The organism is Pseudoxanthomonas suwonensis J47 (assembly GCF_000513955.1).
GTDB classification, from domain to species: Bacteria; Pseudomonadota; Gammaproteobacteria; order Xanthomonadales; family Xanthomonadaceae; genus Pseudoxanthomonas; species Pseudoxanthomonas suwonensis_C.
In genome coordinates this window covers 25,451-51,126 of sequence record NZ_AZUZ01000009.1, presented here as the reverse complement: position 1 = coordinate 51,126, position 25,676 = coordinate 25,451, and the positions used below count along the sequence as shown (strand labels likewise).

At 73.1% G+C, this 25,676-nt stretch carries 23 protein-coding genes; 10 read left to right on the top strand and 13 right to left on the bottom strand.

The features are described from left to right. The first annotated feature begins 37 nt into the window (after positions 1-37). From metX to M503_RS0102845, 3 genes are read left to right on the top strand one after another with little or no spacing between them, the layout of a single operon-like run. Positions 38-1,084 carry a homoserine O-succinyltransferase MetX gene (gene metX / locus M503_RS0102855; protein WP_028919103.1) on the top strand — a complete coding sequence of 349 codons (1,047 nt, stop codon included), beginning with the start codon at positions 38-40 and terminating at the stop codon, positions 1,082-1,084. After that, positions 1,081-2,304, top strand: a complete 1,224-nt coding sequence (locus tag M503_RS0102850) for an O-succinylhomoserine (thiol)-lyase (protein WP_028919102.1) — start codon at positions 1,081-1,083, stop codon at positions 2,302-2,304. Before metX ends, M503_RS0102850 begins: the two co-directional genes overlap by 4 nt. Beyond that, positions 2,301-3,401: a homoserine dehydrogenase gene (locus M503_RS0102845; protein WP_028919101.1), complete on the top strand. Its 1,101-nt coding sequence runs from the start codon at positions 2,301-2,303 to the stop codon at positions 3,399-3,401. The genes M503_RS0102850 and M503_RS0102845 overlap by 4 nt, the downstream gene beginning before the upstream one ends. Here the strand turns inward: M503_RS0102845 and M503_RS15545 are convergent. Both M503_RS15545 and M503_RS0102835 read right to left on the bottom strand, forming a co-directional pair. After that, positions 3,398-6,520 (bottom strand): ligand-binding sensor domain-containing diguanylate cyclase, encoded by a 3,123-nt coding sequence (locus M503_RS15545; protein ID WP_051414158.1) that lies wholly within the window; start codon positions 6,518-6,520, stop codon positions 3,398-3,400. The two genes, M503_RS0102845 and M503_RS15545, sit on opposite strands and share 4 nt — an antisense overlap. Before the next feature lie 85 nt (positions 6,521-6,605). Beyond that, entirely contained in the window at positions 6,606-7,988 is a 1,383-nt protein-coding gene (locus M503_RS0102835; protein WP_028919100.1) for an L-serine ammonia-lyase, read from the bottom strand. A gap of 119 nt (positions 7,989-8,107) precedes the next feature. Between M503_RS0102835 and M503_RS0102830 the strand changes: the two genes are divergently transcribed. Further along, on the top strand, positions 8,108-8,335 hold the full coding sequence (locus tag M503_RS0102830) for a glutaredoxin family protein (RefSeq protein ID WP_028919099.1): 228 nt from the start codon (positions 8,108-8,110) through the stop codon (positions 8,333-8,335). Positions 8,336-8,347: 12 nt separating this feature from the next. Here the strand turns inward: M503_RS0102830 and M503_RS0102825 are convergent, their stop codons facing one another. Genes M503_RS0102825 through M503_RS15540 form a run of 3 tightly spaced genes read right to left on the bottom strand, consistent with a single transcriptional unit; the run spans position 8,348 to position 10,211 of the window. Continuing rightward, positions 8,348-8,914, bottom strand: a complete 567-nt coding sequence (locus M503_RS0102825; protein WP_028919098.1) for a YceI family protein — start codon at positions 8,912-8,914, stop codon at positions 8,348-8,350. Beyond that, a complete protein-coding gene (locus M503_RS0102820; RefSeq protein WP_028919097.1) occupies positions 8,911-9,489 on the bottom strand; it encodes a cytochrome b in 579 nt (192 codons plus the stop codon). Before M503_RS0102820 ends, M503_RS0102825 begins: the two co-directional genes overlap by 4 nt. After that, positions 9,486-10,211 (bottom strand): YceI family protein, encoded by a 726-nt coding sequence (locus M503_RS15540; RefSeq protein WP_081720922.1) that lies wholly within the window; start codon positions 10,209-10,211, stop codon positions 9,486-9,488. The genes M503_RS0102820 and M503_RS15540 overlap by 4 nt, the downstream gene beginning before the upstream one ends. Positions 10,212-10,376: 165 nt before the next feature. Between M503_RS15540 and M503_RS0102810 the strand changes: the two genes are divergently transcribed. After that, on the top strand, positions 10,377-13,916 hold the full coding sequence (locus M503_RS0102810) for a hybrid sensor histidine kinase/response regulator (RefSeq protein ID WP_037060309.1): 3,540 nt from the start codon (positions 10,377-10,379) through the stop codon (positions 13,914-13,916). Next, positions 13,913-14,872, top strand: a complete 960-nt coding sequence (locus M503_RS0102805) for a hypothetical protein (RefSeq protein WP_037060307.1) — start codon at positions 13,913-13,915, stop codon at positions 14,870-14,872. The genes M503_RS0102810 and M503_RS0102805 overlap by 4 nt, the downstream gene beginning before the upstream one ends. A 34-nt stretch (positions 14,873-14,906) precedes the next feature. On the opposite strand, the gene hemE is transcribed toward M503_RS0102805, so the two are convergent. The 4 genes from hemE to M503_RS0102785 form a co-directional block, all read right to left on the bottom strand. Next, positions 14,907-15,980, bottom strand: coding sequence for a uroporphyrinogen decarboxylase (gene hemE / locus M503_RS0102800; protein WP_028919094.1), 1,074 nt, complete (start codon positions 15,978-15,980; stop codon positions 14,907-14,909). A 35-nt stretch (positions 15,981-16,015) separates the two neighbouring features. Then, the gene (locus M503_RS0102795) at positions 16,016-16,276 is read right to left on the bottom strand and encodes a WGR domain-containing protein (protein WP_028919093.1); all 261 of its coding nucleotides are present in this window, start codon (positions 16,274-16,276) and stop codon (positions 16,016-16,018) included. A gap of 439 nt (positions 16,277-16,715) precedes the next feature. After that, a complete protein-coding gene (aroB, locus tag M503_RS0102790) occupies positions 16,716-17,819 on the bottom strand; it encodes a 3-dehydroquinate synthase (protein ID WP_028919092.1) in 1,104 nt (367 codons plus the stop codon). Beyond that, on the bottom strand, positions 17,816-18,358 hold the full coding sequence (locus M503_RS0102785; RefSeq protein WP_024869009.1) for a shikimate kinase: 543 nt from the start codon (positions 18,356-18,358) through the stop codon (positions 17,816-17,818). The genes aroB and M503_RS0102785 overlap by 4 nt, the downstream gene beginning before the upstream one ends. Positions 18,359-18,514: 156 nt before the next feature. Between M503_RS0102785 and M503_RS0102780 the strand changes: the two genes are divergently transcribed. Then, a complete protein-coding gene (locus M503_RS0102780; RefSeq protein WP_024869008.1) occupies positions 18,515-18,718 on the top strand; it encodes a dodecin family protein in 204 nt (67 codons plus the stop codon). A gap of 150 nt (positions 18,719-18,868) precedes the next feature. Here the strand turns inward: M503_RS0102780 and M503_RS0102775 are convergent, their stop codons facing one another. From M503_RS0102775 to M503_RS0102760, 4 genes are all read right to left on the bottom strand, one after another. Continuing rightward, a complete protein-coding gene (locus tag M503_RS0102775) occupies positions 18,869-19,135 on the bottom strand; it encodes a hypothetical protein (RefSeq protein WP_028919091.1) in 267 nt (88 codons plus the stop codon). A 161-nt stretch (positions 19,136-19,296) separates the two neighbouring features. Next, on the bottom strand, positions 19,297-19,992 hold the full coding sequence (locus tag M503_RS0102770) for a response regulator transcription factor (protein ID WP_081720916.1): 696 nt from the start codon (positions 19,990-19,992) through the stop codon (positions 19,297-19,299). After that, positions 19,989-22,454: a response regulator gene (locus M503_RS16745; protein ID WP_051414156.1), complete on the bottom strand. Its 2,466-nt coding sequence runs from the start codon at positions 22,452-22,454 to the stop codon at positions 19,989-19,991. Before M503_RS16745 ends, M503_RS0102770 begins: the two co-directional genes overlap by 4 nt. 344 nt (positions 22,455-22,798) lie before the next feature. After that, the gene (locus M503_RS0102760) at positions 22,799-23,641 is read right to left on the bottom strand and encodes a kinase (RefSeq protein ID WP_051414155.1); all 843 of its coding nucleotides are present in this window, start codon (positions 23,639-23,641) and stop codon (positions 22,799-22,801) included. Positions 23,642-23,683: 42 nt separating this feature from the next. Between M503_RS0102760 and pdxH the strand changes: the two genes are divergently transcribed. Genes pdxH through M503_RS0102745 form a run of 3 tightly spaced genes read left to right on the top strand, consistent with a single transcriptional unit; the run spans position 23,684 to position 25,532 of the window. Further along, positions 23,684-24,286 (top strand): pyridoxamine 5'-phosphate oxidase, encoded by a 603-nt coding sequence (gene pdxH, locus M503_RS0102755; protein ID WP_028919088.1) that lies wholly within the window; start codon positions 23,684-23,686, stop codon positions 24,284-24,286. Further along, positions 24,283-24,735, top strand: coding sequence for an aminoglycoside 6'-N-acetyltransferase (aac(6'), locus tag M503_RS0102750; RefSeq protein ID WP_028919087.1), 453 nt, complete (start codon positions 24,283-24,285; stop codon positions 24,733-24,735). The genes pdxH and aac(6') overlap by 4 nt, the downstream gene beginning before the upstream one ends. Then, entirely contained in the window at positions 24,735-25,532 is a 798-nt protein-coding gene (locus M503_RS0102745) for an ABC transporter substrate-binding protein (RefSeq protein ID WP_028916326.1), read from the top strand. Before aac(6') ends, M503_RS0102745 begins: the two co-directional genes overlap by 1 nt. Positions 25,533-25,676 lie beyond the last annotated feature (144 nt).

The window sequence follows — 25,676 nt, the reverse complement described above, 5'->3', positions numbered from 1 at the left end:
GAAGGCTCGATGGCGGTTTTCCCCCGGAATCCCCGCCATGAGCCTCGTGAACACCGTCTTCCAGCCCGAATCCCGAGAGACCGCCGAGACCTTCGCCGGCACGCCGCTGTCCGGCGACGTCGTCGCGCCTGCCGTGCGCGGCGAGATCGCGGTAAGCCTGCCGATGCGCCACGCCGGCACGCGCGAGCTGCGGCTGCGCTACGAGGTGCAGGGACCGGCCGATGCGCCGGCGGTGTTCGTCGCCGGCGGCATTTCCGCGCACCGCCACGTCTCGGCCAGCGCGGTGTTCGCCGAACGCGGCTGGGCCGACGCGCTGGTCGCCGCCGGGCGCACGCTGGATCCGGCCCGCACCCGCGTCGTCGCCTTCGACTACGTCGGCGCCGACGGCCACCTCGACGCGCCGATCGACACCACCGACCAGGCCGACGCGATCGCGCTGCTGCTGGACGCGCTGGGCATCGCGAAGCTGCAGGCCTTCGTCGGCTATTCCTACGGCGCCATGGTCGGCCTGCAGTTCGCCGCCCGCCACCCGGCGCGGCTGCAGCGCCTGGTCGCGGTCAGCGGCGCGCATCGCCCGCATCCGTATGCCTCGGCCTGGCGCGCGCTGCAGCGCCGCGCGGTGGCGCTGGGCCAGCTGCAGTGCGCCGATGCCGCCGGCCTGGCCCTGGCGCGGCAGTTCGCCATGCTCAGCTACCGCACGCCGGAGGAATTCGGCGAGCGCTTCGACAGCGCGCCGGAGATCGTCAACGGCCGCGTGCGCTGCGCCGCCGAGGACTACCTCGACGCCGCCGGCGCGCAGTACGTCGCGCGCACCCCGGTCACCGCGTACCTGCGCCTGTCCGAGTCGATCGACCTGCACCGGGTCGATCCGGCGGCGGTGGGCGTGCCGGTGACCGTGGTCGCCGTGGAAGGCGACCGCCTGGTGCCGCTGTCCGACTCGGTGAACCTGGTCGAGGGCCTGCAGGGCCGCGGCCAGCTGCGCGTGCTGCGCTCGCCGTACGGGCACGACGCCTTCCTCAAGGAAACCGATCGCATCGATCTCATTCTCGCCGCCGTGCTGCGCGGCAACGGAGCCCACCCGTGAGCCAGGAAACCTCCCCCGCCTGTCGTTCCGCCACTGCCGCCGTGCGCGCCGGCATCGACCGCGACGCCGCCTACGGCGCGGTCACCCCGCCGATCGTGCTGTCGAGCAACTTCAGCTTCGCCGGCTTCGGCAACAAGCGCCAGTACGACTACACCCGCAGCGGCAACCCGACCCGCGACCTGCTCGGCGAGGCGCTGGCCGAACTGGAAGGCGGCGCCGGCGGCGTGGTCACCGCCACCGGCATGGGCGCGATCACCCTGGTGCTCAACGCGCTGCTGCAGCCCGGCGACACCCTGGTCGTGCCGCATGACGCGTACGGCGGCAGCTGGCGCCTGTTCAACGCGCTGGCGGCCAAGGGCCACTTCGAACTGGTCACCGCCGACCTGACCGATCCGCGCTCGCTGGCCGATGCGCTGGGCCGTTCGCCCAAGCTGGTGCTGGTGGAGACCCCGTCCAACCCGCTGCTGCGCGTCACCGACCTGCGCTTCGTGATCGAGGCCGCCCACAGGGCCGGCGCGCTGGTGGTGGTCGACAACACCTTCCTCTCGCCGGCGCTGCAGAAGCCGCTGTCGTTCGGCGCCGACCTGGTGCTGCACTCGACCACCAAGTACGTCAACGGCCACAGCGACGTGGTCGGCGGCGCGGTGGTCGCGGCCGACCCGGACGTGCACCAGCAGCTGGTCTGGTGGGCCAACGCGCTGGGCCTGACCGGCTCGCCGTTCGACAGCTTCCTGACCCTGCGCGGCCTGCGCACCCTGGATGCGCGGATGCGCGTGCACCAGGAGAACGCCAGCGCGATCGCCGCGCTGCTCGACGGCCATCCGGCGGTGGAGCAGGTCTACTTCCCCGGCCTGCCGTCGCACCCGGGCCATGCCCTGGCCGCGCGCCAGCAGGCCGGCTTCGGCGCGATGCTGAGCTTCGAGCTGCGCGGCGGCGAGGCGGCGGTGCGCGCCTTCGTCGATTCGCTGCGCTGGTTCACCCTGGCCGAATCGCTCGGCGGCGTGGAAAGCCTGGTGGCGCATCCGGCGACCATGACCCACGCGGCGATGAGCGCCGAGGCGCGGGCCAAGGCCGGCATCTCCGACGGCCTGCTGCGCCTGTCGATCGGTATCGAGGCCTCCGAGGACCTGGTCGCCGACGTCGCCGCCGCGCTGGAAACGGCCGTCCGCGCCGCGGCCGAGGCGGAAGTGGAGCGGGCCCGCAAACGGGTGGACGCATGAGCGCGGTGCTGCGACCGCAGCCGCGGCCGGGCGCACGCGCCGGCCGCGAACGCGCCGCGCCGGCCCGGCGCCTGGCGCTGCTCGGCACCGGCACCGTCGGCACCGCCTTCGTCGAGCGCTACCAGTCGCTGCAGTCGCGCGGCCTGGCGCTGCCACGGGTGGCGTGGCTGGCGAATTCGCGCGGCGTGCAGACCTGCGAGGCGGGACTGGCGCAGGCGCTGTCCACGGTGAAGGCGGCTGCGCGCCGCCAGACCACGCTGCCCGACTGGGCCGAAGCCGAGGCGCTGCACGAGGGCGACATCGTGGTCGATGCCACCGCCAGCGACCAGGTCGCCGGCTGGCACGCCGAGTGGCTCGCGCGCGGCGTCCACGTGGTCACCGCGAACAAGCTCGGCCACGGCGCCGCGCTGTCGCGTTCGCAGGCCATCAACGATGCACAGGGCGGCAGCGGCGCGCGCTACGGCGACAGCGCCACCGTCGGCGCCGGCCTGCCGGTGCTCGGCAGCCTGCGCGCGCTGGTCGCCGGCGGCGACCGCATCCACGCCGTCGAAGGGGTGCTTTCCGGCTCGCTGGCGTGGCTGTTCGCGAACTACGACGGTTCGCGTCCCTTCTCCGCGCTCGTGCGCGAAGCCGCGACTGCCGGCTATACCGAGCCGGATCCGCGCATCGACCTGTCCGGCGAGGACGTGCGCCGCAAGCTGCTGATCCTGGCGCGCGCGGCCGGCCTGCCGCTGGAGGCTTCGCAGGTGAAGGTGCGTTCGCTGCTGCCGCCGGAACTGGCGGAAGCCGCACCGACGCAGGTCGATGCCCTGCTGCCATCGCTCGATGCGCCACTGGCCGCGGAACTGGAGCGGGCGCGTGCCACGGGTGCGCGGCTGCGCTTCGTCGCCCGCTTCGATGGCGACGGTGCCAGCGTCGGCCTGCAGGCGCTGCCGGCGGCGCATCCGCTGTGCGGTGGCGGCGGTACCGACAACCGGGTGGCGGTCAGCAGCGACCGCTACCCGCTGCAGCCGCTGGTGATCCAGGGGCCGGGCGCCGGCGCGGAGGTGACCGCCGCGGCGCTGCTGGACGACGTTCTGCGGATCGCTGCGGCCTAGCCGGCCGGTGCGTCGTCCGGGCCGGCCGGCGCGTCGTGGTTGCGCTCGACCGCAGGGCCCCAGATCTCGACCAGGCCCTGCTCGAGCATCCACGACGGATCGCCTTCCAGCCGCTCGAGGCCCGGCGGCAGGTGCGCGCCGGGGCGCGGCCGGCACGCCGCCCAGGTGTCGCGCCCGCCGGACTTGGCCCGGTACAGCGCGCGGTCGGCGAGGGTGACCATCTGCTCCCAGCCCAGCAGTTCCGGCGCCTCCGGGAACAGCGGATATTCGGCCAGGCCGATCGACACGCTCAGCCGGTACAGCTCGCCCGGGTCCAGCTCGAACGCGTGCCCGCGGATGTCCTCGCACAGCCGCTCGCCGATCCGGGCCAGGCTGCCGCGCGGCTGCGGGCGCAGCACCAGCAGGAATTCCTCGCCGCCCCAGCGCGCCACGTAGTCGCCGCTGCGCACCATGCCGGTGAGCAGCCGGCCGAGCTGTTCGAGCACGCGGTCGCCGGCGGCGTGGCCGTGCTCGTCGTTGATCGACTTGAAGTAGTCCAGGTCCAGCAGCGCGAACACCACCACCTCGTCCCCGCCCGGGGCGGTGTCGCGGCCGTGCAGGGCCAGGTCGCCGGGGATCTGCCGCGACAGGTAGCGGCGGTTGCGCAGCCCGGTCAGTGGATCGGTGAAGCTCAGCGCTTCCAGGCGCGCGTTGGCCACCTGCAGGTCGCGGGTGCGTTCCTGCACCAGCTGCTCCAGCCTGCGGCTCTGCCGCCGGTAGCGGCGCTGCATGCCGAGGTAGGCCAGGTAGGCGAGGGCGCCGCAGAACAGCGGCAGCAGCAGGCGCAGCGAGCGCGCCTCGTGCCAGTACGGCGGTACCGCGAGCGCCAGCTGCGCCGTGGCGACGGCGCCACCGCGGTCGCCGACGTCGACCACCTCGAAGCGGTAGTGGCCCGGCGGCAGGTTGGTGTAGGTGGCGCTGCGCAGGTGCGGCGCGTCCAGCGAGCGCCATTCCTGCTCGTAGCCGGCCAGGCGGTAGCGCAGCTGCACCGCGTGCATCGGCTGGAACGAGGGCCGGGTGAACTCGAACTTCACGTCGCGCACGCCCAGCGGCAGCTCCAGTTCCTGCGCCGGATCGGGCACGACCCACTCGTTGCCGACCTGCACGCGTTCGAACAGCACGCGCGCCGGTTCGCCGCTTCCCGGCTGGAAGCCGGTGTCGACCAGCGCCACGCCTTCGCGGGTGGGCAGCCACAGCACGTCGTCCAGCAGCAGGCCGCGGCTGTTGCCGGCGCCGTTGCAGCACTTGCCCGGCTGCCCGCCTTCCTCGCGCGCGCCGGAATTGAGGACGAGCTCGGCGCCGAGGTCGCCGACCGGTTCGCGCAGCGGCGCGGCCAGCGACGCCAGCGGCACGCGGTAGATGCCGCGCATGCCGGCGACCCACAGGTGTTCGCCCGCGCTGGCGATGAAGAAGGCGATGTTGGCCGGGATGCCCTGGGGGCGGCCGAGCCGCGTCCAGCGCCGGCCATCGAACAGGCGCAGGTCCTCGCCGGTGTAGCTGCCGATGATCCAGCGGCCGTCGTCGAGTTCGTGGATCGCGCTGACCGCCGCTTCGGCGTCGAGCCCGGTGAGCCGGCCGAGCGCTTCGATGCGTCCATCGCGCCATTCGAACAGGCCGCCGTGCGTGCCCAGCAGCATGCGGCCATCGCGGGTCTCGTGGACCACGCGCACGCGCGGGTCGAACAGGCCCTGCTCGGTGCCGTAGCGGCTGAGGCTGCCGTCCGGCCACAGCAGGTACAGCCCCTGGCTGGTGGCGAACCACAGCCGCCCCGCCCGGTCGCGGACGATGCCGTTCACCTGCACCGCGCGCAGCGGCGCGAGTGCCCTGGGAATGCTCACCCGATCGCCCTCCAGCACCGCGGCGCCGGCGCGGGTGCCGATCCAGGTGCGGTCGCGTTCGACCAGCAGGCTGTAGGCCTCCGGGTGCGGCAGGCGCGCGCCGCTCACGCGGGCTTGGAAGCGGCGGCCGTCGAAGACCTCGACGCCGTCGCTGCCGCCCACCCAGACCTTCCCGTCGGGACCGCGCGCGATCGACCACAGCAGCGGATGGTGCAGGCCTTCCTCGTGGTCCAGGCGCGCCGTCCAGCCGTTCCACAGGCGGGTGGCGCCATCGACCATGCTGCCCATCCACAGGTTGCCGTCGCGGTCCTCGTGGATCGCGCGGATCGCCCGCGCGCCGGTGACGTCGCCGATGCTTTCCACCACGCGGCCGTCGCGCAGCCGCTGCAGCTGCTGCGGGCTGGCGGCCCAGAGGTTGCCGTCGCGGTCGCCGGCCAGCGCCTCCACCGCCATCCGCACCACGCGCTGCCAGCTGCCGCCCACGTGGCGGTACAGGCCGGTGGTCGTGCCGGCCCAGAGCGTGCCGTCACGGTCGCGGGCCAATCGTGAGACGTGGACCTGCGCGGCCTCGGCCGGCAGTGGATACGCGCGCATGGAGTCGCCTTCCAGGTGGAATACCTGGCCGACGCTTCCGGCCCACACGCCATCGCCGTCGCGCAGCAGCTCCAGCGCCGGGTCCTGCAGCGGGTGGCGCAGTTCCAGGGCGGCGCCGGTGCTGGCGTAGACGCCGCCGGGGCCGGCCACCAGCACGCCGCCGCCGGGGCCGTCGACGATGGAGCGCACCGCGAACCCGGCCTGGGGCCGGCGTCCGCCATCGAGCAGCGGCACGCTGCGCAGGCGGCCGTTGCGGTAGACCAGCAGGCCCTGCGAGGTGCCGATCCAGACCCGGCCGTCGCCGGTGCCGTGCAGCGCAAGGACGTGGCCGCCCAGTTCGGGTGCGTCGTCCTGGCCGTAGCGGATGAAGCGGGCCCCGTCGTAGCGGGCCAGACCGCCCTGCGAGCCGAACCACAGGTAGCCGTCGCGGTCCTGGGTGATGGCCAGGACGCTGATCTGCGGCAGGCCGTGCTCGACGCCCCAGGTGTCGCCGACGTAGTCACCGAAGGCCTTGTCCGGCTGCAGCGCGGCGGCCGGAAGGGCGGGGCCGAGCCAGGCCAGCAGGCAGGCGCAGGCCCACAGCCTTGTCCGGCGCAGGCCGGCGGCGATGCTGAGCAGGACCTCCTGGCAACCGGCAGCGGCTGGCACGTGAACCGAGAACTCCCCCTGTCCCCATGGGCCAAGTTACGGGTTTTTCGTGGCGGTCACCACCCGTGGGGGGGGTGGTGCCCGTTCAGCATTCGATGACGTTGACGGCCAGGCCGCCGCGCGAGGTTTCCTTGTACTTGTCCTGCATGTCGCGGCCGGTGTCGCGCATGGTGCGGATCACCTTGTCCAGCGAGACCTTGTGCTGGCCGTCGCCGCGCAGGGCCATGCGCACGGCGTTGATCGCCTTCACCGCGCCCATCGCGTTGCGCTCGATGCAGGGGATCTGTACCAGGCCGCCGATCGGGTCGCAGGTCAGGCCCAGGTTGTGTTCCATGCCGATCTCGGCGGCGTTCTCGACCTGGCCGGGGCTGGCGCCCAGCGCCGCGGCCAGGCCGGCGGCGGCCATCGAGCAGGCCACGCCCACCTCGCCCTGGCAGCCGACCTCGGCGCCGGAAATGGAGGCGTTCTCCTTGTAGAGGATGCCGATCGCCGCGGCGGTGAGCAGGAAGTCGAACACGCCCTGCTCGGTCGAGCCGGGGCAGAAGCGGTCGTAATAGTGCAGCACCGACGGGATGATCCCGGCCGCGCCGTTGGTCGGGGCGGTGACCACGCGGCCGCCGGCGGCGTTCTCCTCGTTCACCGCCAGGGCGTAGAGGTTGACCCAGTCCAGGGTGGTCAGCGGATCGCGCATCGCCGCCTCGGGCTTGGAGGACAGCTCGCGGTACAGGCCCGGGGCGCGGCGGACCACGTGCAGGCCGCCGGGCAGGGTGCCGTCGGCGCGGATGCCGCGGGCCACGCAGGCCTGCATCGCGTTCCAGATCGCGCGCAGGCCGTTGCGGATCTCGTCCTCGCTGCGCCAGGCGCGCTCGTTGGCGAACATCACCCCGGCGATGGACAGGCCGCTGTCGGCGCAACGCTGCAGCAGTTCCTCGCCGCTGGAGAACGGGTAGGGCAGCGGGGTGTCGTCCGGGACGATGCGGTCCTCGGCGGCCTCGTCGGGGTTGACCACGAAGCCGCCGCCGACGGAGTAGTAATCGCGGGTGGCGATGACCTGGCCGTCGGCGTCATAGGCGGTGAAGCGCATGCCGTTGGTGTGGAACGGCAGCTTCTGGCGCTTGTTCATCACCAGGTCGCGCTTCTCGTCGAAGGCGACGGCGTGGCCCGGGGCCAGGCGCACGTTGCCTTCGCTGCGGATGCGCTCGAGCAGGGCGGGGATGGTGTCCGGATCGACCGTATCGGGCTGGTGCCCTTCCAGGCCCAGCAGCAGCGCCTTGTCGGTGCCGTGTCCGCGGCCGGTCAGGGCCAGCGAGCCGAACACCTCGGCGCGCACCCGCGCGACCTCGGCGACGCGGCCCGGCTCGACCAGCCAGTGGCCGACGAAGCGCGCGGCGGCGCGCATCGGCCCGACGGTGTGCGAGGAACTCGGCCCGATGCCGATCTTGAACAGGTCGAAGGTGCTGACGGCCATCGAGGGCGCGCGGCTCTTTGCGGAAGGCCGGCCATTGTATTGGTTGCTGCTGAAACGGGCATGACGCGCCGCGGTCGATCCGCTACCGTGGCGCCCCCGGCCCCGCCACGGATCGCCCGATGCCCCGCTACGTCCTCTACCAGCGCGACGACTGCCACCTGTGCGACCAGGCCCTGGCGGTGCTGGCCTCGATCCGTTTCCCCGAGCCGGAGAGCGTATTCATCGACGGCGACGTCGCCCTCGAGGACACCTACGGCACGCGCGTGCCGGTGCTGCGCGACAGCCGCGACGGGCGCGAACTGGACTGGCCGTTCGATGCCGGCCAGGTCCTGGCCTGGATGCGCTGAAACGCGCGGAGCTCAGCGCGGCTTCAACACGACGCGCGTGCTGACGTTGACCTCGTTGGGGATGGTGGTGGTATCGGCCCAGTCGCCTTCGCCCACGCCGAAGTCCAGGCGCTTCACCACCGCCCTGCCTTCGAGCACCGGCTGCGCGCCGTCCTTCCAGGTGAAGGTCAGGGTGACCGGCTTGCGCACGCCGCGCAGTTCCAGGGTGCCGTCGGCGGCGTAGCGGTCGTCGTCCAGCCTGCGGAAGCCGCTGGCGGTGTAGCGCGCCTCGGCGAAGCGGGCGACGTCGAAGAACTCGGCGGCCTTCAGCGTGGTGTCGCGGTCGTCGTTGCCGGTGGAGGCGCTGGCCAGGCCGATGGTGACGTCGAGCGTGCCGGTTTCGGGGCTGGCCGGGTCGAAGCTCAGCTTCGTGTCGAAGCGCGAGAAGCGGCCGGTGAACAGCTCGCCGTCGTAGCGGCTGGCGAAGGCGAGGGTGGACCCGGGCGCCTGCACGTAGTCGGCGGCGACGGCCGGCGCGGTCGCCAGCATCGCGGTGAGTGCCGCGGCCACGGCGGCCGGCGAAGTCAGCTTGATGGTCATCGTGGATCCTCGGATGGGGGAACGGAAATCCAGCCGCGCGGCAGCATCCGCGCCAGGGTGGCGTCGCGCTGGACGAAATGGTGGTAGAGCGCCGCGGCCGCGTGCGCGACGACCAGCGCCATCAGCGTCCAGAACAGCAGTTCATGCGCGTCGTTGGCGGTCTCGGCCAGCGCATGGTCCGGGGCGACCAGCTTGGGCATCGCGACCAGGCCGAACCAGCGGAACGGACGCAGCCCGCTGGCCGAGTCGTACAGCCAGCCGGACAGCGGCAGCGCCAGGACCAGCAGGTAGATCGCGCCGTGCGTGATCGCGGCCAGCTGCCGTTGCCAGCGCGGCGTGCCGGGCACCGGCGCCGGCGCGCCGGCGTACAGGCGCCAGCCGATGCGCGCCACCACCAGCGCCAGCACGGTGATGCCCAGCGACTTGTGCATCGTGTAGACCCAGAAGTACTTCGGCGAACGCGGCAGTTCGCCCATCACCAGCCCGACCACGCCGATGGCCAGGATCAGCACGGCGATGGTCCAGTGCAGCAGCTGGCTGACCGCGCCCCAGCGGTCGGTGTTCCTCAGGCTCATGGTTGATCGGGCTCCTGGCGTTCCGTGGCGGTGGCGGCGGGTCGGGCGGCGGGTTGGGTGGCGGGTCCGGGTGGCGCAGGCGCCGGCATGGCCTCGCCCGGACTGGATTCGACATCGTCGCCCGGGTCCGCTTCCGGAACGGTGTCGACGTCATCGCTCGCGTCGCCGCCGCCGCGCGCGCGTACCGCCTCGGCCTCGATGCGCAGTTCCACCTCGTCGCCGATCACGTTCGGCCAAGCGTCGATGCCGAAGGCGGCGCGGCTCAGGCGCGCGTGCGCGCTGAACCCGGCGGTGCGGCGGAACGGCGGCATCGGGTGCCGGCGCAGCGAATTGAGCTTCACCTCCAGCGGCACCTCGCGGGTGACGCCGCGCAGGGTCAGCTGGCCGTGCACGATGAAGCGGTCCGCGGCCAGCGGTTCGACCCGGGTGGAAACGAAGCGCGCCTCGGGCCAGCGCTCGGCGTCGAGCAGGTTGCGGGCGAGGGTGGCGCGGTTCCAGTGCTCGTCGCCCAGGTCCACCCGCTGCAGCGGCACGCTCACCTCAAGGCGCGCGCTGCTCCAGTCCTCCGGATCGAATTCCAGCGTGCCCTGGCTGCCGGAGACCGTGCCCAGCGCCTGCGAGTAGCCGGCATGGGACACCGCGAACAGCACCCGGGTGTGCACCGGGTCCAGTTCGTAGCGGGCGCTGGCGGCGGACGCAGGCAGCGATGCCAGCGGTGTCATCGCCAGCAGGACCAGCGCCAGGCGGAAAAGGCCGCGGCGGGGCGACGGGCAGGCAGGCGCGGGGAATGGGATCATGGCCGCATTCTAGGGCCGGTCGGGCGTGGCCGCGGCTTGCGCCTGCAACGATGCGTTGCGACGATTCGGGACGGGGAGCAGGAGGCAGCGATGTTGCGTGCGCTTTGGCTGTGCGTGCTGCTGGTGGTCGCCACGACTGCCAGCGCCGCCGTGCCCGAAGTCCCGCGCTTCCGCGTGCTCGGTCCCGCCGACGGCCTGCCGGCCACCACCGTGCCGGCGCTGGCGCGCGACCACGACGGTTTCCTCTGGGCAGCCACCTGGGACGGCCTGGCGCGCTACGACGGCGCCGGCTTCCGCGTCTGGCGCCACGATCCGGACGATCCGGCGTCGCTGCCGGGCAACGTGCTGCAGGCGCTGCACGTGGACGGTCGCAACCGCATCTGGGTGGCGAGCGAAGGCGGCGGCGTGAGCGTGATGGATCCCGGCCGCCAGGGCTTCCGCCATTTCCGCAAGTCGCTGTTCCCGCAGATGGAAAGCGACGAGGTCTTCGCCATCGCCGGGCGCGGCGAGGAGATCTGGCTCGGTACCTATGGCGGCGGCCTGTACCGCATCGACGCGCAGGACCAGGTGCGGCGCCTGCGTTCCTCCGATCCGGAAGTGAACGCGGTGCTGGACCGCGCGATCCTGGCGCTGTCGTTCGACGAACACGAAGGCATCCTGGTCGGCACGCTGCAGGGGCTGGTGCGCTGCGCCGGCAAGCAGGTGCAGCGGATGCCGCTGCCCGGGACGACGCCGTGGGCCACGGTGGTTTCGCTGTGGCGCGAAGGCGATTCGACCTGGGTCGGTTCGACGCGCGGCCTGTTCCGCCTCGGCGACGACGGGCAGTGGCGCACGCCGGCATGGGCGGCCGAGTTCAAGGGCTCGCGCACCGTCACCGCGATGAGCGACGACGGCGAGGGCGGTTACTGGATCGCCACCACCGACGGCCTGTGGCGCGTGCGCGGCAACGACGCGCCGATCGCGGTGACCCGGCAGTCGCGGGTGCTCGGGGTGAACAGCCAGGTGCAGGCGCTGCTGCGCCAGGAAGACGGCGCGCTGTGGGTGGCGCTGCCCTCGCGCGGCCTCGGTTACCTGCGTTCGGACTGGCGCCGCACCGCGGTGCTCGACGCCGAACACGGCCTGCGCGGCGGCGTGTACCGCGGTGGCGCGACCGCGGCCGACGGCGGCGTGTGGCTGGTCGGCACCGCCGGCGTGCTGGAGCGGCTGGACACGCGTACCGGCAAGGTCGACACGGTGCGCGAACCGGACGGCGCGCGCCTGACCGCGGTGCTGGAAGACCAGGCCGGCAACATCTGGACCGACCATGGCGCCGGCGTGATCCGGATGGAGCGCGGCACCGGCCGGATCCAGCGCTGGGACAGCGTGTCGGCGCAGGACCCCACCCTGGAGAAGGCGGCGATCAACTGGCTGCTGTCGGGCCCGGACGGCAGCGTCTGGCTGGGTTCGCCGGGCGCGGGCCTGCAGCGCCGGGATCCGGCGACCGGCCGGGTGATCGAATCGCTGCGCGCCGGCGTGCCCGGGCTGGGTGCGGCCGACCTGGCGATGGTGCGGATCGGTCCGGACGGCAGCCCGTGGGTGGCGGTGGAACACGGCCTGCGCCGCTGGGATCCGGCGACCTCCAGCTTCGTCGCGCCCGAGGGCATCGACGGCCAGCCGGTGCTGGCCTTCGCCTTCGACGGCAGCGAACGGCTGTGGCTGCACCGGCTCACCGGCCTGGAGGTGTGGGAGCGCAGCGACGGGCAATGGCAGCGCAGCATGCACCTGGGCACCGGCCAGGGCATCCCGGCGACCGAGGCGACCGGCCTGGTGGTCGATGGCCACCACCGCGCCTGGCTGGCCACGCGCCGCGGCCTGTTCCGCGTCGATCCCACCGGTGGCGGCGATGGCAGCGCGGCGGTGCGCCGCTTCGGCGTGCGCGAAGGCCTGCCCAGCCAGGAATTCACCGAGCGCATGCTGCTGCTGGACGGCAATGGCGTGCTGGTCGGCAGCACCGGCGACGGCTCGCTGGTGCTGCTGGACACGAACATGCCCGATCCGGTGCGACCGCCGCCGCGGCTGGTGGTCGATTCGGTGCGGGTGATGCGCGGCGATGCGCAGGTCGAGCTGCCGGTGCAGGGCGGCTTCGAACTGCGTCCCGGCGACCACGACCTGCAGCTGGCGGTGCGCTTGCTCGCCTTCGACGATCCGGAATCCAACCGCTACCGCTTCCGCCTGCTCGGCCTGGAGCAGGACTGGTACGAAGTGCAGGGCCGCGGCGACCGCGTGTTCGCGCGCCTGCCGCCTGGCCACTACCGGCTGCAGCTGCAGGCCGCGGCCGGTCCCGGCCAGCCCTGGTCGGAGGTGCAGGAGCTGGCCTTCAGCATGCCGCCGCCGTGGTGGCGCAGCGCGTGGGGCGTGGCCGTGCTGGCCGCGGCCGCGCTGCTGGCGCTGGCCTGGTCGGCGCGCATGTACCGCTTGCGTCTGCGCCGGCGCAGCCAGTGGCAGCTGGACGTGCACAAGCGCGAGCTGGCCGAGCAGGCCTCGCTGGCCAAGAGCCGGTTCCTGGCCACGCTCGGCCACGAGGTGCGCACGCCGATGACCGGCGTGCTGGGCATGAGCGAACTGCTGCTGACCACGCCGCTGGACGCGCGCCAGCGCGGCTACGTCGAATCGATCCGCCGCGCCGGCGAACACCTGATGCGCCTGGTCAACGATGCGCTGGACCTGGCCCGCATCGAGGCCGGCAAGCTGGAGCTGGAGCCGCAGGACTTCGACCTGCGCGCGCTGGTCGCCGAGGTCGCCGCGCTGATGGGACCGGTGGCCGAGCAGCGCGGCCTGGCCTTCAACGTGCACGTCGACGCCGGCGCGCCGCAGGCGCTGCGCGGCGATCCCGGCCGCGTGCGCCAGATCCTGCTCAACCTGCTGGGCAACGCGTTGAAGTTCACCGACCGCGGCGAAGTGGCGCTGGAAGTGGCCGCCGGCGTCGGCGGAGGCGTCGGCTTCGTCGTGCGCGACACCGGGCCGGGCCTGAACGACGAACAGAAGCAGCGCCTGTTCCGCCGCTTCGAACAGGCCGAGGGCGCGCGCACCGCAGCGCGCTACGGCGGCAGCGGCCTGGGCCTGGCGATCTGCCAGGAGCTGGCGATGGCGATGGGGGGCGGCATCAGCGTCGACAGCGCGCCCGGGCAGGGCTCCGCGTTCCGCGTGCAGCTGCCGTTGCCGCTGGCGCAGCCGGTCGCGCCGCCGGCGCCGCCGCGTCCGGCGCGGCAGGCCGGTCGCCAGCTGGACCTGCTGCTGGTCGAGGACGATCCGACCGTGGCCGACGTGATCTCCAGCCTGCTGCGCGCGCAGGGCCATCGCGTCGCCCGCGCCGCGCACGGCCTGGCCGCGCTGGCCGACGTGTCGGTGGCGCGCTTCGACCTGGCCCTGCTCGACCTCGACCTGCCCGGGATGGACGGCATGGCCCTGGCGCGGCAGCTGCGCCTGCAGGGCTTCGCCCAGCCGCTGCTTGCGGTGACCGCGCGCGCGGACGCCGACGCCGAAACCCAGGCGCGCGCCGCCGGCTTCGACGGGTTCCTGCGCAAGCCGGTGACCGGCGAGATGCTGGCCGCGGCGATCGAAGCCCTGCTGCCGGAGCTGGCCGAAGCATGAGGCCGGGAGTGCGCCACGCCTGGTTGCTCGCCGCCGCGCTGGCCTCGGCGCCGGCTGCGTCCGCCGAAGGCCCCGACAGTGCCGGCGACGACGGGCAGGGCCTGCCGGCCAGCCTGCTGCTGGGCGGCCTGCTCAGCGAAAGCCGGGTGCTGTATCCGCTGCAGGTGGGCGACTGGCGCGCGGTGTCGGAGCAGCGCTTTCCCGACCAGCGCTACGGCGTGGCGGTGCGCTACGTCGACGGAGAGCGCTGGCTTGACCTCTATTTCTACCCGGGCGGCCCGCAGGCGCCGGAACTGCTCGCCCAGGTGGCCCGGGCCGAACGCGAGAACATCGACGCGGCCGCGCGCGAATCGGACCGCGGGATCCGGCTGGGCGAACTGCAGGAGATCGGCCTGGCGGGCGAAGGCGGGGCCCAGGTACCGGCCTGGCGCCTGGGCCTGGAATACCCCGGCGAGCAGCGCGCCTCGGCGATGCTGCTGTTCGCGCGCAACCTCTACCTGGTCAAGGCGCGGGCGAGCGCACCGCCGCCGGCCACGCCGGCGTCGCTGCTGGCGGAAGTGCAGGCCTTCATGGAGGTGGTCGCCGCGCAGGTGCGCATCGCCAGCACCGGCGAGTGCTGGCTGCCGGAGCGGCTCGAGGTCGTCGACGCGCTGCCGGATCCGGCGGCACCGCAGGTCTTCGCCAGCTACCGCGACCCCGGCAAGGCGACGGCCGCGGTGGTCACCGCCGCCGGCGTGCAGGTGGCGCGCGCCGAAGCCGCCCGCGCCGAAGGCCTGGCGACGGAACTGGTCGCGGCCCTGTATCCGGGCTGCGTGGCGCCGGAGGCGATCGAGCCGGAGGTGCCGCCGCACATGCGCGAGATCCGCATCGAATACCGGATCCCGGCGGCGGACGACTCGGACCGGCGCTCGCCGCCGGTCGGCCGCCCGCGGCCGCCGCTGCGCGGCACCGGCTGACGCGCCCCGTCGGGGCGCGTCGCGGGCGCGCGACTCAGCGTGCGCTGTGCGCGTGCACCGCCGCGACCAGCGCGGCGACGTGCTCCGGGTCCATGTCCGGCGACATGCCGTGGCCGAGGTTGAACACGTGGCCCTCGCGCGAGCCGCCGTTGCCTTCGGCGTAGCTGTCGAGCACGCGCGCGGTCTCGCGGGCGATCGCCTCGGGGCTGCCGTACAGCGTGGCCGGGTCGAGGTTGCCCTGCAGCGCGACCTTGCCGCCGGTGCGGCGCGCCGCCTCGGCCAGGTCCACCAGCCAGTCCACTCCGACCGCGTCGGTACCGGTGTCGGCCAGCGCTTCCAGATACGGGGCGTTGCCCTTGCCGAACAGGATCAGCGGGGTGCGGTCCTCACCCTCGCCGCGCTCCAGTTCGCGCGCGATGCGCTGCAGATAGGGCAGGGAGAACTCGCGGTACAGCGTCGGCGAGAGCACGCCGCCCCAGGTGTCGAACACCTGCAGCGCCTGGGCGCCGGCGGCGCGCTGCGCGGCCAGGTAGGCGATGACCGCGTCGGTGACCACGCCCAGCAGCCGGTGCAGCAGCTCCGGGCGGTTGAAGGCCATGGCCTTGATCTTCGAATAGTTGTCGCTGCCGCCGCCCTCGACCATGTAGCAGGCCAGGGTCCAGGGGCTGCCGGAGAAGCCGATCAGCGGCACCGCGCCATCGAGTTCGCGGCGGATCACCCGCACGGCGTCCATCACGTAGCGCAGTTCGGTCTCCATGTCCGGCACCGCCAGGCGGGCCACGTCGGCCTCGTCGCGGATAGGGCGCTCGAACTTCGGGCCTTCGCCCTCGGCGAAGTACAGGCCCAGGCCCATGGCGTCGGGCACGGTGAGGATGTCCGAGAACAGGATCGCCGCGTCCAGCGGGAAGCGGCGCAGCGGCTGCAGGGTGACCTCGCAGGCCAGCTCCGGGTTCTTGGCCATGGCCAGGAAGCTGCCGGCCCGGGCGCGGGTGGCGCGGTACTCCGGCAGATAGCGGCCGGCCTGGCGCATCAGCCACACCGGCGTGCGGTCCACGGGCTGCCGGCGCAGGACGCGCAGCAGGCGGTCGTTGGCGAGGGTTTCGGACACGTTGAACCTTGGACTTGGGAAAGGGCGGGTGGCCGTCAGGCGCCGCGTGGCGCTTCGGCGCCGCTGACGAACATCACCTGGAAGCCGCGCTTGAGCTGGGCGTCGCGGGCCTTCTCGAAGGCGGCGGTGGCCTCTTCCTGGAGCAGGTACTGCTCGCGCCGCAGTTGCGACTTGCCGCCGATCTGGCCGCTTTCGCGAAGCAGCTCCCAGCCGCCGAACAGGTCCGGCTGCAGGGTCAGCTGCAGGTAACGGGGGGCTTCGCCCGGCGTCGGACGCTGCTGCAGGAGGATGCGCATGGCCGACATTGTAGCGGGGGCGGTGGGGGAGGCCGTATGGGGGAGCCGGCCCTGCGGGCCCAGTCGCTCTGCCGGGAAGGCGGTGGACGTCCCGGCCGGGTGAAGGCCGACGCTTCTATGGGCAGTGCGACGAGAAGCCCCTCTCCCCCGGGAGAGGGGTTGGGGAGAGGGCAGGTGTGCCGACGCCGCTGGGCTCCCGACCCTCTCCCCCGGCCCCTCTCCCGGTGGGAGAGGGGAGATCGAAGCCATGCTCCCGCGCTGCCGCGGCTCCGTCCGAAGCCGCCCACCGGAAAGTCAGCTCTTCACCTGGCGGATCGCAGTGCGGCGGGTCACCCGGCGTGGCAACGCCGAGCCGTCGCCGGCGCCTCGTTCATTCCTGGCGCGTAGCGCTGTCCCGGCTCCGGCCAACGCGTGTGCTTCCGCGTTACCTTCAGCCCGCTCAGCCCGCCAGCAGCTCCAGTACCTGGGCTTCGTCCACGTCGGGGACGACCACGGCCTGGCCGAGGCCGTGCCACAGGACGAGGCGCAGGCGGCCGGCGAGGTTCTTCTTGTCCAGGCGCATGCGCGCCAGCAGCGCTTCGGGAGCCAGGCCGGCGGGGATCCGGGTGGGCAGGCCGCAGGCCTGGAGCAGGCGTTCGAGGCGGTCGGTGTCGGCGTCGGAGGCCATGCCGAGGCGGGCCGAGAGGCGTCCGGCCAGGACCATGCCGACCGCGACCGCCTCGCCATGCACCAGCGCTTCGCTGCCGCCGCCGGAATAGCCCTGCTCGGCCTCGATCGCATGGCCGAAGGTGTGGCCCAGGTTGAGCAGGGCGCGCTCGCCCTTCTCCAGCGGGTCGCGCTCGACGATCCCCGCCTTGTGTTCGCAGCTGCGCGCGATCGCCTCGGCCAGCGCGGCGTCGTCGCCGGCCAGCAGCGCGGCGTGTTCGCGCTCCAGCCAGGCGAAGAATTGCGGATCGCGGATCGCGCCGTACTTGATCACCTCGGCCAGGCCGGCACGCAGTTCGCGGGGCGGGAGGGTGCGCAGGGTGGCGGTGTCGGCGATCACCGCGCGCGGCGGGTGGAAGGCGCCGACCAGGTTTTTGCCCTGCGGGATATCGACCGCGGTCTTGCCGCCGACCGAGGAGTCGACCATCGACAGCAGGGTGGTCGGCAGCTGCACGCAGTCGATGCCGCGCATCCAGCAGGCCGCGGCGAAACCGGCCAGGTCGCCGACCACGCCGCCGCCGAGCGCGTACACCGTGGCGTCGCGGGTGGCGCCGAGCCCGGCCAGCGCCTCGATCGCGCCGGTGAAGGTGGCCAGGGTCTTGTGCGACTCGCCAGCCGGGATCACGTGCGTGGCCAGCTCCAGGTCCGGCCGCGCCGCGCGCAGCGCGGCAGCCACCGCGTCCGCGTACAGCGGCGCGACCTGGCTGTCGCTCAGCATCAGCGCGTGGCACCCGCGTGCATGCGCGGCCAGGCGCGCGCCATCGCCCAGCAGGCCGGGGCCGATATCGATCGCGTAGGGATGGCTGCCGCCGACGTGGACCGTGCGCACCGCCGTCATGCCGCGACCCCGTTGCCGTTCCAGCGTTCGGCCAGCTGCAGGCACAGGCGCGAGGAGGCCTCCGCCGCGGTCAGGCCGTCGGTGTCCATCACCAGGTCGGCGACCTCGCGGTACAGCGGCTCGCGGATGCGCGCCAGCTCGCGCAGCACCTGTTCGCGGTCCGGGCGCTGCAGCAACGGACGGCTGCGGTCGCGGGCCAGGCGCTTGAGCTGCGACTCCAGCCCGGCGCAGAGGTAGACCACGAAACCACGTTCCTGCATCAGCCTGCGATTGCCCGGGTCGAGCACGGCGCCGCCGCCGGTGGCGACCAGCTGGCCCTCGCCTGAGAGCAGTTCGGCCAGTACCGCCGACTCGCGTTCGCGGAAACCGCTCTCGCCGACGTGTTCGAAGATGGCGGAGATGGTCGCGCCGGTGCGCTGTTCGATGGCGTGGTCGGCGTCGACGAAGCACAGGCCGAAACGCTCGGCCAGGCGGCGTCCGATCGAGGTCTTGCCGGCGCCCATCGGGCCGACCAGCACGAGGTTCGGGGCGGGATTCATGGCTGGCGATGCTAGCACCGCCGCGATGGTCACCGCTGCAACCGCGCCACATCCGGGTTGCGTGCGCCTGCACGGATCCGTGCCATGGCGTTAACGGCGCCGGCAACAGACTTTCCGCCCCGGCGCACGCGCGCCCGTCCAGCAGGAGCCATCGTCATGTCGGTCGCCAAAGTCATCGAGGTCAGCGCTTCTTCGAAGACCAGCATGGAAGACGCGGTGAAGAGCGGGCTGCGGAAGGTTTCCGAGACCGTGAAGGGGATCCAGGGCGCCTGGGTCAACGAGATCAAGGTGGCCACCGACGGCGACGGCAACGTCCTGGAGTGGCGAGTCAACATGCGGGTGACCTTCATCGTCCAGTAGTCGCCCAGTCCCGGATCCGGGCAGGCGGGTACCGGATGCCGCCGCCGGCGAGGCCGCGCACGGCCAGACCGGCGGCAAGGCATGCCGCCCCTGGGGACGATGCTGGAGATGCGGCCGCAAGGCAGTAACCGCGTGCCGCTGCGGCGCCGGTCAGTCCGGTTCGCCGCTCAGCTGCTGCAGTTCCATCGAGATCATCAGGTGCAGCTCGTCGAGCGTGACCTCGAGCGATGCGGAACTGCGGCGCAGGTGGATGTCCATCAGCGTGGCGACCAGGTCGCACATCACGTCCGGATCGCGCGTCCACGCCATGACCACGGCGGAATGGGTGAGTCGGTGCCAGTCGGGATCGACTGCCGGCGGCGGTGGTTGCCAGCTCCGGCTGTCGCCCACGAAGGGCCAGATGGGGCACTCGTCCATGTGCGGCGACGCATGCCTTGCTTGCGGCAGTGTCATCGTGTCCATGGACCAGATGGTGGTAGTACAACCACCCGGGCAACCATCAGACTTGTCTGAAACTTCCTGTTCCTAGACCGCGCGCACTTTCACGTTGCGCACCCTGCACTCGACAACGGCTTCGCTTACGACAACAGGCCGTGTTCCCGTGCGTACGCGTACAGTTCCAGGTCGCTGCGCAGGCCGAGCTTGGCCATGCCGTCCATCTTCTGCCGGCTCACGGTTTTCACGCTGCGCTCGAGCCTGCGTGCGATTTCCGACACGGTCAGGCCGGAGGTGAACAGGCGCAGCACCTCGGTCTCGCGGCGCGAAAGCGGGCCGCGTGCCGAGCCGCCTTCGAGGATGGTCGCGTCGAGCAGGCGGCGGATGCCGGTGCCGAGGTAGTTGCGCCGGTGCGCGACCACGTTGATCGCCAGGGTCAGTTCGGTCAGCGCGTCGGACTTGTTCAGCAGCCCGCGCACGCCGGTGTCGAGGATCGACTGCAGCACCGCGGCATTGCCGGCCATGGTCAGCACCAGCACCGGCAGGTCCGGCCAGCGCCGGCGCAGGCGGCCGAGCATGCTCAGGCCGTCGGCGACGTTGCCGCCGGGCATGCTGAAGTCGGTCAGCACCAGGTCGGCGGCGACGCGGTCCAGCGCGGCGAACAGCTCCTCGGGCGTGGAGGCTTCGGCGACCACGCTGGCGGGGATGTTGGATTCGACCAGCATGCGCACGCCGCTGCGCACCACCGGGTGGTCGTCGGCCAGGACGATGCGCAGGCTGCGGCGCGCGCCCTCTTCGCGCGTGGGCAGCCTGGGTGAAGGCGGGTACGGGTCCGTCATGGTCCACCCTCCGTGGTGGTCGCCTGGGGATCCAGGTTGTCGAGCAGTTCTTCGAGTTGGGCGAGGCGCTCGACCAGCGCGTCGCGGCGCTCGCGGTTGCTGGCGCCGGACGGCGGCTCGCCGGGGCCGGATTCGCCGGCCAGCAGGCGCAGTGAACCGCCGATGCGGTGCAGCAGCTCGCGCTGCTGCTCCACGTCGCCCTGTTCGAACGAGCGGTCCAGGGCGTCCATGTCCTCGCGGCTGGTCTCCAGCAGCCGCTGCAGCACGTCGCGCACCTGGCGCATCGAGCCGAACGTCTCCATCAGCAGCGCCAGCTGCCGGTAGCTGGAGCGACCGGCGGCCGGTTCCGGCGGCGCCGGCGCCCGGGCGGTGGCCGTGCCGGCCTGCTGCAGGTGGGCGGCGAGCTGGATCTCCAGCTCGTGCAGCTGCACGGGCTTGGCGATGAAACCGTCCATGCCCGCATCGATGCAGTACTTCACCTGGCCTGGCAGCACGCTGGCCGACAGCGCGATGATCGGCAGGTGCGCGCCGGTGCCGCGCTCCTGCGCGCGGATCCGCGCGGTGAGCGCGTAGCCGTCCAGCACCGGCATGTGGCAGTCGGTGACCAGCAGGTCGAAGTGGTCGCGCGCCAGCGCCTGCAGCGCCTCCTCGCCGTTTTCGACCAGCTCGTGCTCATAGCCCAGCCGTTGCAGCTGGCGCGCGATCACGGCGCGGTTGATCGGATGGTCCTCGGCGACGAGGATGCGCGCCCCCGGGACCGGCACCGGCCCGGGCGTGGCGGCCGCCGGCGGCTCCGGCGAAGCCAGCCCCAGCGCGGCGTGGCAGGCCTTGACCGTGGCCCGCCACAGCAGCGGCGTGCCCTGCAGCTCGACACCGCCGGCCGGCAGGGCCGGGGGCAGGGGAGACTGCGGATCGACCAGGCGGATCTGCCGCGTCCCGGCCGGCAGGCGGCCCTCGGCGACGAGCGCGGCATCGGCCACGAACAGGTGGGCGTCGTCCGGGCCGATCTCGGCCAGGTCCGCCGGCGCGGCCTCGATCAGGTTGAAGCCCAGCGCCGACAGCGCGTTGGCCAGGCCCTGGCCGACGTGGCGGTCGCGGGTGCACAGCAGCGCGATCCGCCCGGCCATGTCCGGCTGCGGCAGCAGCGCCCGCACCACCGGCAGCAGCACCTCGAAGGTGGCCACCGTGCCTTCGTCCTGCATGCTGGACAGCTGCAGCGAACCTTCCATCAGCCCGGCCAGCTGCCGGCACAGCGCCAGGCCCAGGCCGGTGCGGTGGGCGATGCCTTCGCCGCCGTCGAACAGCGGGCGCTGCACCTGGCGCAGGCGCTCTTCGGACATGCCCGGCCCGGTGTCGGAGACGACGAAGCGCAGGCGCTGGCCGTCGGCCGTGGCCTCGACCAGTTCGATGCGCAGCTCGACGCGCCCGGCCTCGGTGAAGCGGATCGCGTTGCTGAGCAGGTTGGCCAGTACCTGGCGCACGCGCGAGGCGTCGCAGCGGTGCTCGGCGGCCAGCCGCCAGTCGATGATCGAATGCAGGCGCAGGCCCTTCTCCCAGGCCTGCGGCGCGAACAGGGCCAGCACCCCGTCGGCCAGCGCGCGCAGGTTGCATGGCGCCGGATCCAGGCTCAGCTCGCCGGCCTCGATCCGGGAGAAGTCGAGGATGTCGCCGAGGATGTGCAGCAGGGTGTCGACCGAGTCCTCGAGCATCCCCAGCAGGTGCACCTGCTCCTGGTCCAGCGGCGTTTGCGCCATCAGCTCGACGATGCCCAGCGCGCCGGCGATCGGCGTGCGGATCTCGTGGCTCATCATCGACAGGAAGCTGTCGGTGGCGCGGGCGGCGGCCTCGCCTGCCCGGCGCGCGTCGTGCAAGGCGGTGACGTCGGTGAATGTCCCCAGCGCCAGGCCTGCCCCGTCGCCGGCCAGCGGCTGCAGCTGGAGCAGCAGGACCCGCGCCCCGTGCCCGGCCGCCTCGTGGCGGAACTCGCGGATGGCGCGGGTGGCGCCCCGGTCCAGTTCGGCCTTGGCCTGCTGCAGCGGCTCCAGGTCGGCGCCGAGGATGTGCCGCGTTTGGGCCGGTGTGTGACCCAGTACGTCAGTCCGCCGGCAGCCGTAGAGCGCGGCATAGGCCTGGTTCACCGCCACGAAGCGGCCTTCGGCGTCGCGGACGAAGGCCGGCAGCGGCAGGGCTTCCAGCAGCGCCTCGGCCTGGTGGCCGACCGAGGGCGGCGCGATGGCCGGCTGCGGCGGCCTGCGCATGCGCCACCACAGGGCCAGGGCACCGGCGGTGGCGAGGCTGCCGGCGGCCAGCCCGCCCAGCAGCCAGGCGCTGGCCGTGCCCTGCGCCGGCGCTGCGCAGGCGGCTCCCGGAGCCAGACCACATGCCGCCGCCAGCGCCAGGGTGGTGGCGCTGCGCTGGGGCCCGGACGGCGTGCCGGGCGGCGCTGGGCGGCAACGGTTCATGACGGTGGGGCGGGGCGATGGCACCCGGCCCTGGATAGGCAGGCTGAAGCAAGCAGCGGGCCAAAAGGCCCGGCGCCGGAGGGCCGGGTGGGGGGCGACGAGGATGGACGACCCCGGAACAGGACGTCCGGGCCCAGCGGGCCCGGACGGGCCGCAAGCGTGCTACCCCGGGGGGACGGAGCACACGGCGTGGCGCGGCCTGGACTGGCGTGGAAACCGGAGCGGAAGGCATGCAGACCCGGAGAGCCTGCTACCAGGATCCCCCTGCGATGGACCCGCGACTCCGATTCCCCCATGAGGGGGGAATCTGCGCCGGGCCGAGGCCGCAGCCAATGAGAAACGTCTCAAATCCCGGCCGGCCCGCCCCGGACCACGAGGTCCAGCGGCCGGCGTTCCCCATCGAGTACCACGCAGGCGTCCGCCCGCCCGGGCAAGGTCGCCAGGGCGTGCCGGCTGATCCGCTCGTAGTGCTGGATGAAACGCGCCAGGGCCGTATCGTCCATGCCGCGGCGGCCCGGCTCGGCCGCGCGCAGGGCATGTTCCTGCTGGCGCCGCCAGCGGTGCACCACCTCGAACCCGGGCGGCTGCAGGAACCACAGCCGGTCGATGCGCGCCCACAGCGCCGGGTAGTCGCGCGCCAGCGCGACGTTGCACCAGCGCCGCCAGGTGCCGCCGGCGTCCTCGGCGCGTTCCAGCGCGTTCAATGGCGCCTGCAGCGCGGTCTCCGCCTCGGGCGGCACGGCCAGGCACCAGCCTTCGAACACCAGCAGGTCCAGCGGCTCCGGCACCACCATCCACGCCGCCTCGGGCAGGCGGTCGTCGCCGGGCTTGTCGAAGCGTGGCAGCGCGGGTGTGCCGCCCGCACGCAGCGCGTCGATCGTGCGCAACGCCAGGTCCACGTCGTGGGTGCCGGGCGGGCCGCGCGTGGCCAGCAGCGGATGCACTTCGCGCGCCAGCGCCGCGCGCCGTGCCGCGGCCAGGTAGAAGTCGTCCAGCGATACGCCGGCGGCGGCCAGCCCGGCCTCCCGCGCCAGCGCCACCACCTGCGCGGCCAGCGTGCTCTTGCCGCTGCCCTGCAGCCCGCTGATGCCCAGCACGCGCAGCCCGTGGCCGCGGCGCGCGCCGCTGTCGGCCAGGGCCGCCGCGGCCAACCAGGGCGGGAAAGCGGTATGCGCCTGCGCGTGCATGGGTCCACAATACGTGCACCCGAACACCGCGTGGAGACTGCGATGACCGACCGGCTTTATGCGGAAGCGCTGGCGACCTTCAGCCGCCTGCTGGACGAGGCCCGGGACAGCGGCATGGCGGACCCGAACGCGATGGCCGTGGCCACCGCCGACGCCGATGGCGTGCCGTCGGTGCGCACGGTGCTGCTGAAGTCGTTCGACGAGCGCGGATTCACCTTCTACACCCACCTGGACAGCCACAAGGGCCGCGACCTGCGCGCCAACCCGCGCGCGGCGCTGCTGTTCCTGTGGCGGCACCTGCGCGAGGCGGGGGTGCAGGTGCGGATCAGCGGCGGCGTGGTCCGGGTCGACGACGCCGAGGCCGATGCCTACTTCGCGACGCGGCCGCGGATGAGCCAGCTCGGCGCGTGGGCGTCGAAGCAGTCGGCCACGCTGGTCTCGCGCGAGGAATTCGACGCACGGCTGGCCGATGCCGAGGCGGAGTTCATGGGCCGCGAGGTGCCGCGTCCGCCGGGCTGGAGCGGCTTCCGGGTGGTGCCGGGGACGTTCGAGTTCTGGTACGGCGCCGGCTACCGCCTGCACGAGCGCTGGTGCTACCAGCACGAAATCGAGGGCCACTGGTCCAAGCGGATGCTGTATCCGTGAGCGGCGCGCGGGTGCGCCGGGCGACGGCGGCCGACCTCGACGCATGGGTGGCGATGCGCCAGGCGCTGTGGCCCGGCAGCGACGCAGGCGAGCTGCGCGGGGAAGCGGAGGCCTTCCTCCAGGATCCCCGTGACATGGCGGCGTTCGTCGCCGAGGGCGACGGCAAGGTGGTCGGCCTGGCCGAAGCCAGCCTGCGCTGCGAGTACGTCAACGGCACGCTGACCTCGCCAGTCGGTTTCCTCGAGGCCTGGTACGTGGCGCCGGAGTGGCGCGGGCAGGGCGCGGGTCGCGCCCTGGTCGCGACGGTGGAGGACTGGACCCGCGGGCATGGCTGCAGTGAACTGGCCTCCGACGCGCTGATCGACAACCTCGGCAGCCGGGCCGCGCACGCGGCCTGCGGTTTCGAGGGGACCGGACAGGTGGTGTACTTCCGCAAGCCGGTGCGCTGATGGGCCCGCGGCGCATCGTCTGCCTGACCGAGGAGCCGACCGAGACGCTGTACGCGCTCGGCGAGCAGGACCGGATCGTCGGCATCAGCGGGTTCACCGTGCGGCCGCCGCAGGCGCGGCGCGAGAAGCCGAAGGTCAGCGCGTTCACCAGTGCCCGGGTGGAGGCGATCCTGGCGTTGAAGCCGGACCTGGCGATCGGCTTTTCCGACATCCAGGCGGACATCGCGGCCGAACTGGTACGGCGTGGGGTGGAGGTGTGGATCGCCAACCATCGCAGCGTCGCGGGCATCCTCGATTACGTGCGGCGGCTGGGTGCTCTGGTCGGCGTCGCGGCGCGGGCGGAGGCGTATGCGGATTCGCTGGCGCGCGGGCTGGACGATGTCGCGCGCGAGGCGGAAAAGCTGCCGGTGCGGCCGAAGGTCTACTTCGAGGAGTGGGACGAGCCGCTGATCACCGGTATCCAGTGGGTGGCCGAGCTGGTGCGGATCGCCGGCGGCGAGGACGTTTTCCCGTGGCTGTCGCGCGAGCCGCTGGCGAAGGCGCGGATCCTGGCCGATGGCGCGCCAGTGATCGAACGGGCGCCGGACATCGTGATCGGCTCGTGGTGCGGGAAGAAGTTCCGGCCGGAGCAGGTGGCGGCGCGGCCGGGTTGGGATGCGATCCCGGCGGTGCGGGACGGGGAACTGCACGAGGTGAAGTCGCCGCTGATCCTGCAGCCGGGGCCGGCGGCGCTGACCGACGGGGTGGCGGAGCTCGCGCGGATCATCCGCGGGTGGGCGGCGCGGCGGGCGCGCTGACGTTCGGTGCGCCGCTGCGGCTTTGCGACGCGGAGAAGGCGCGAACGTGAAAGCGGGCTGGGGGCGCGGACGCGCTACCCGTGGGTACTCATGTCCCCCGGCACCGGCCTGCGGCCGATGCCTCCTCCTTTACTTCGCACCCAC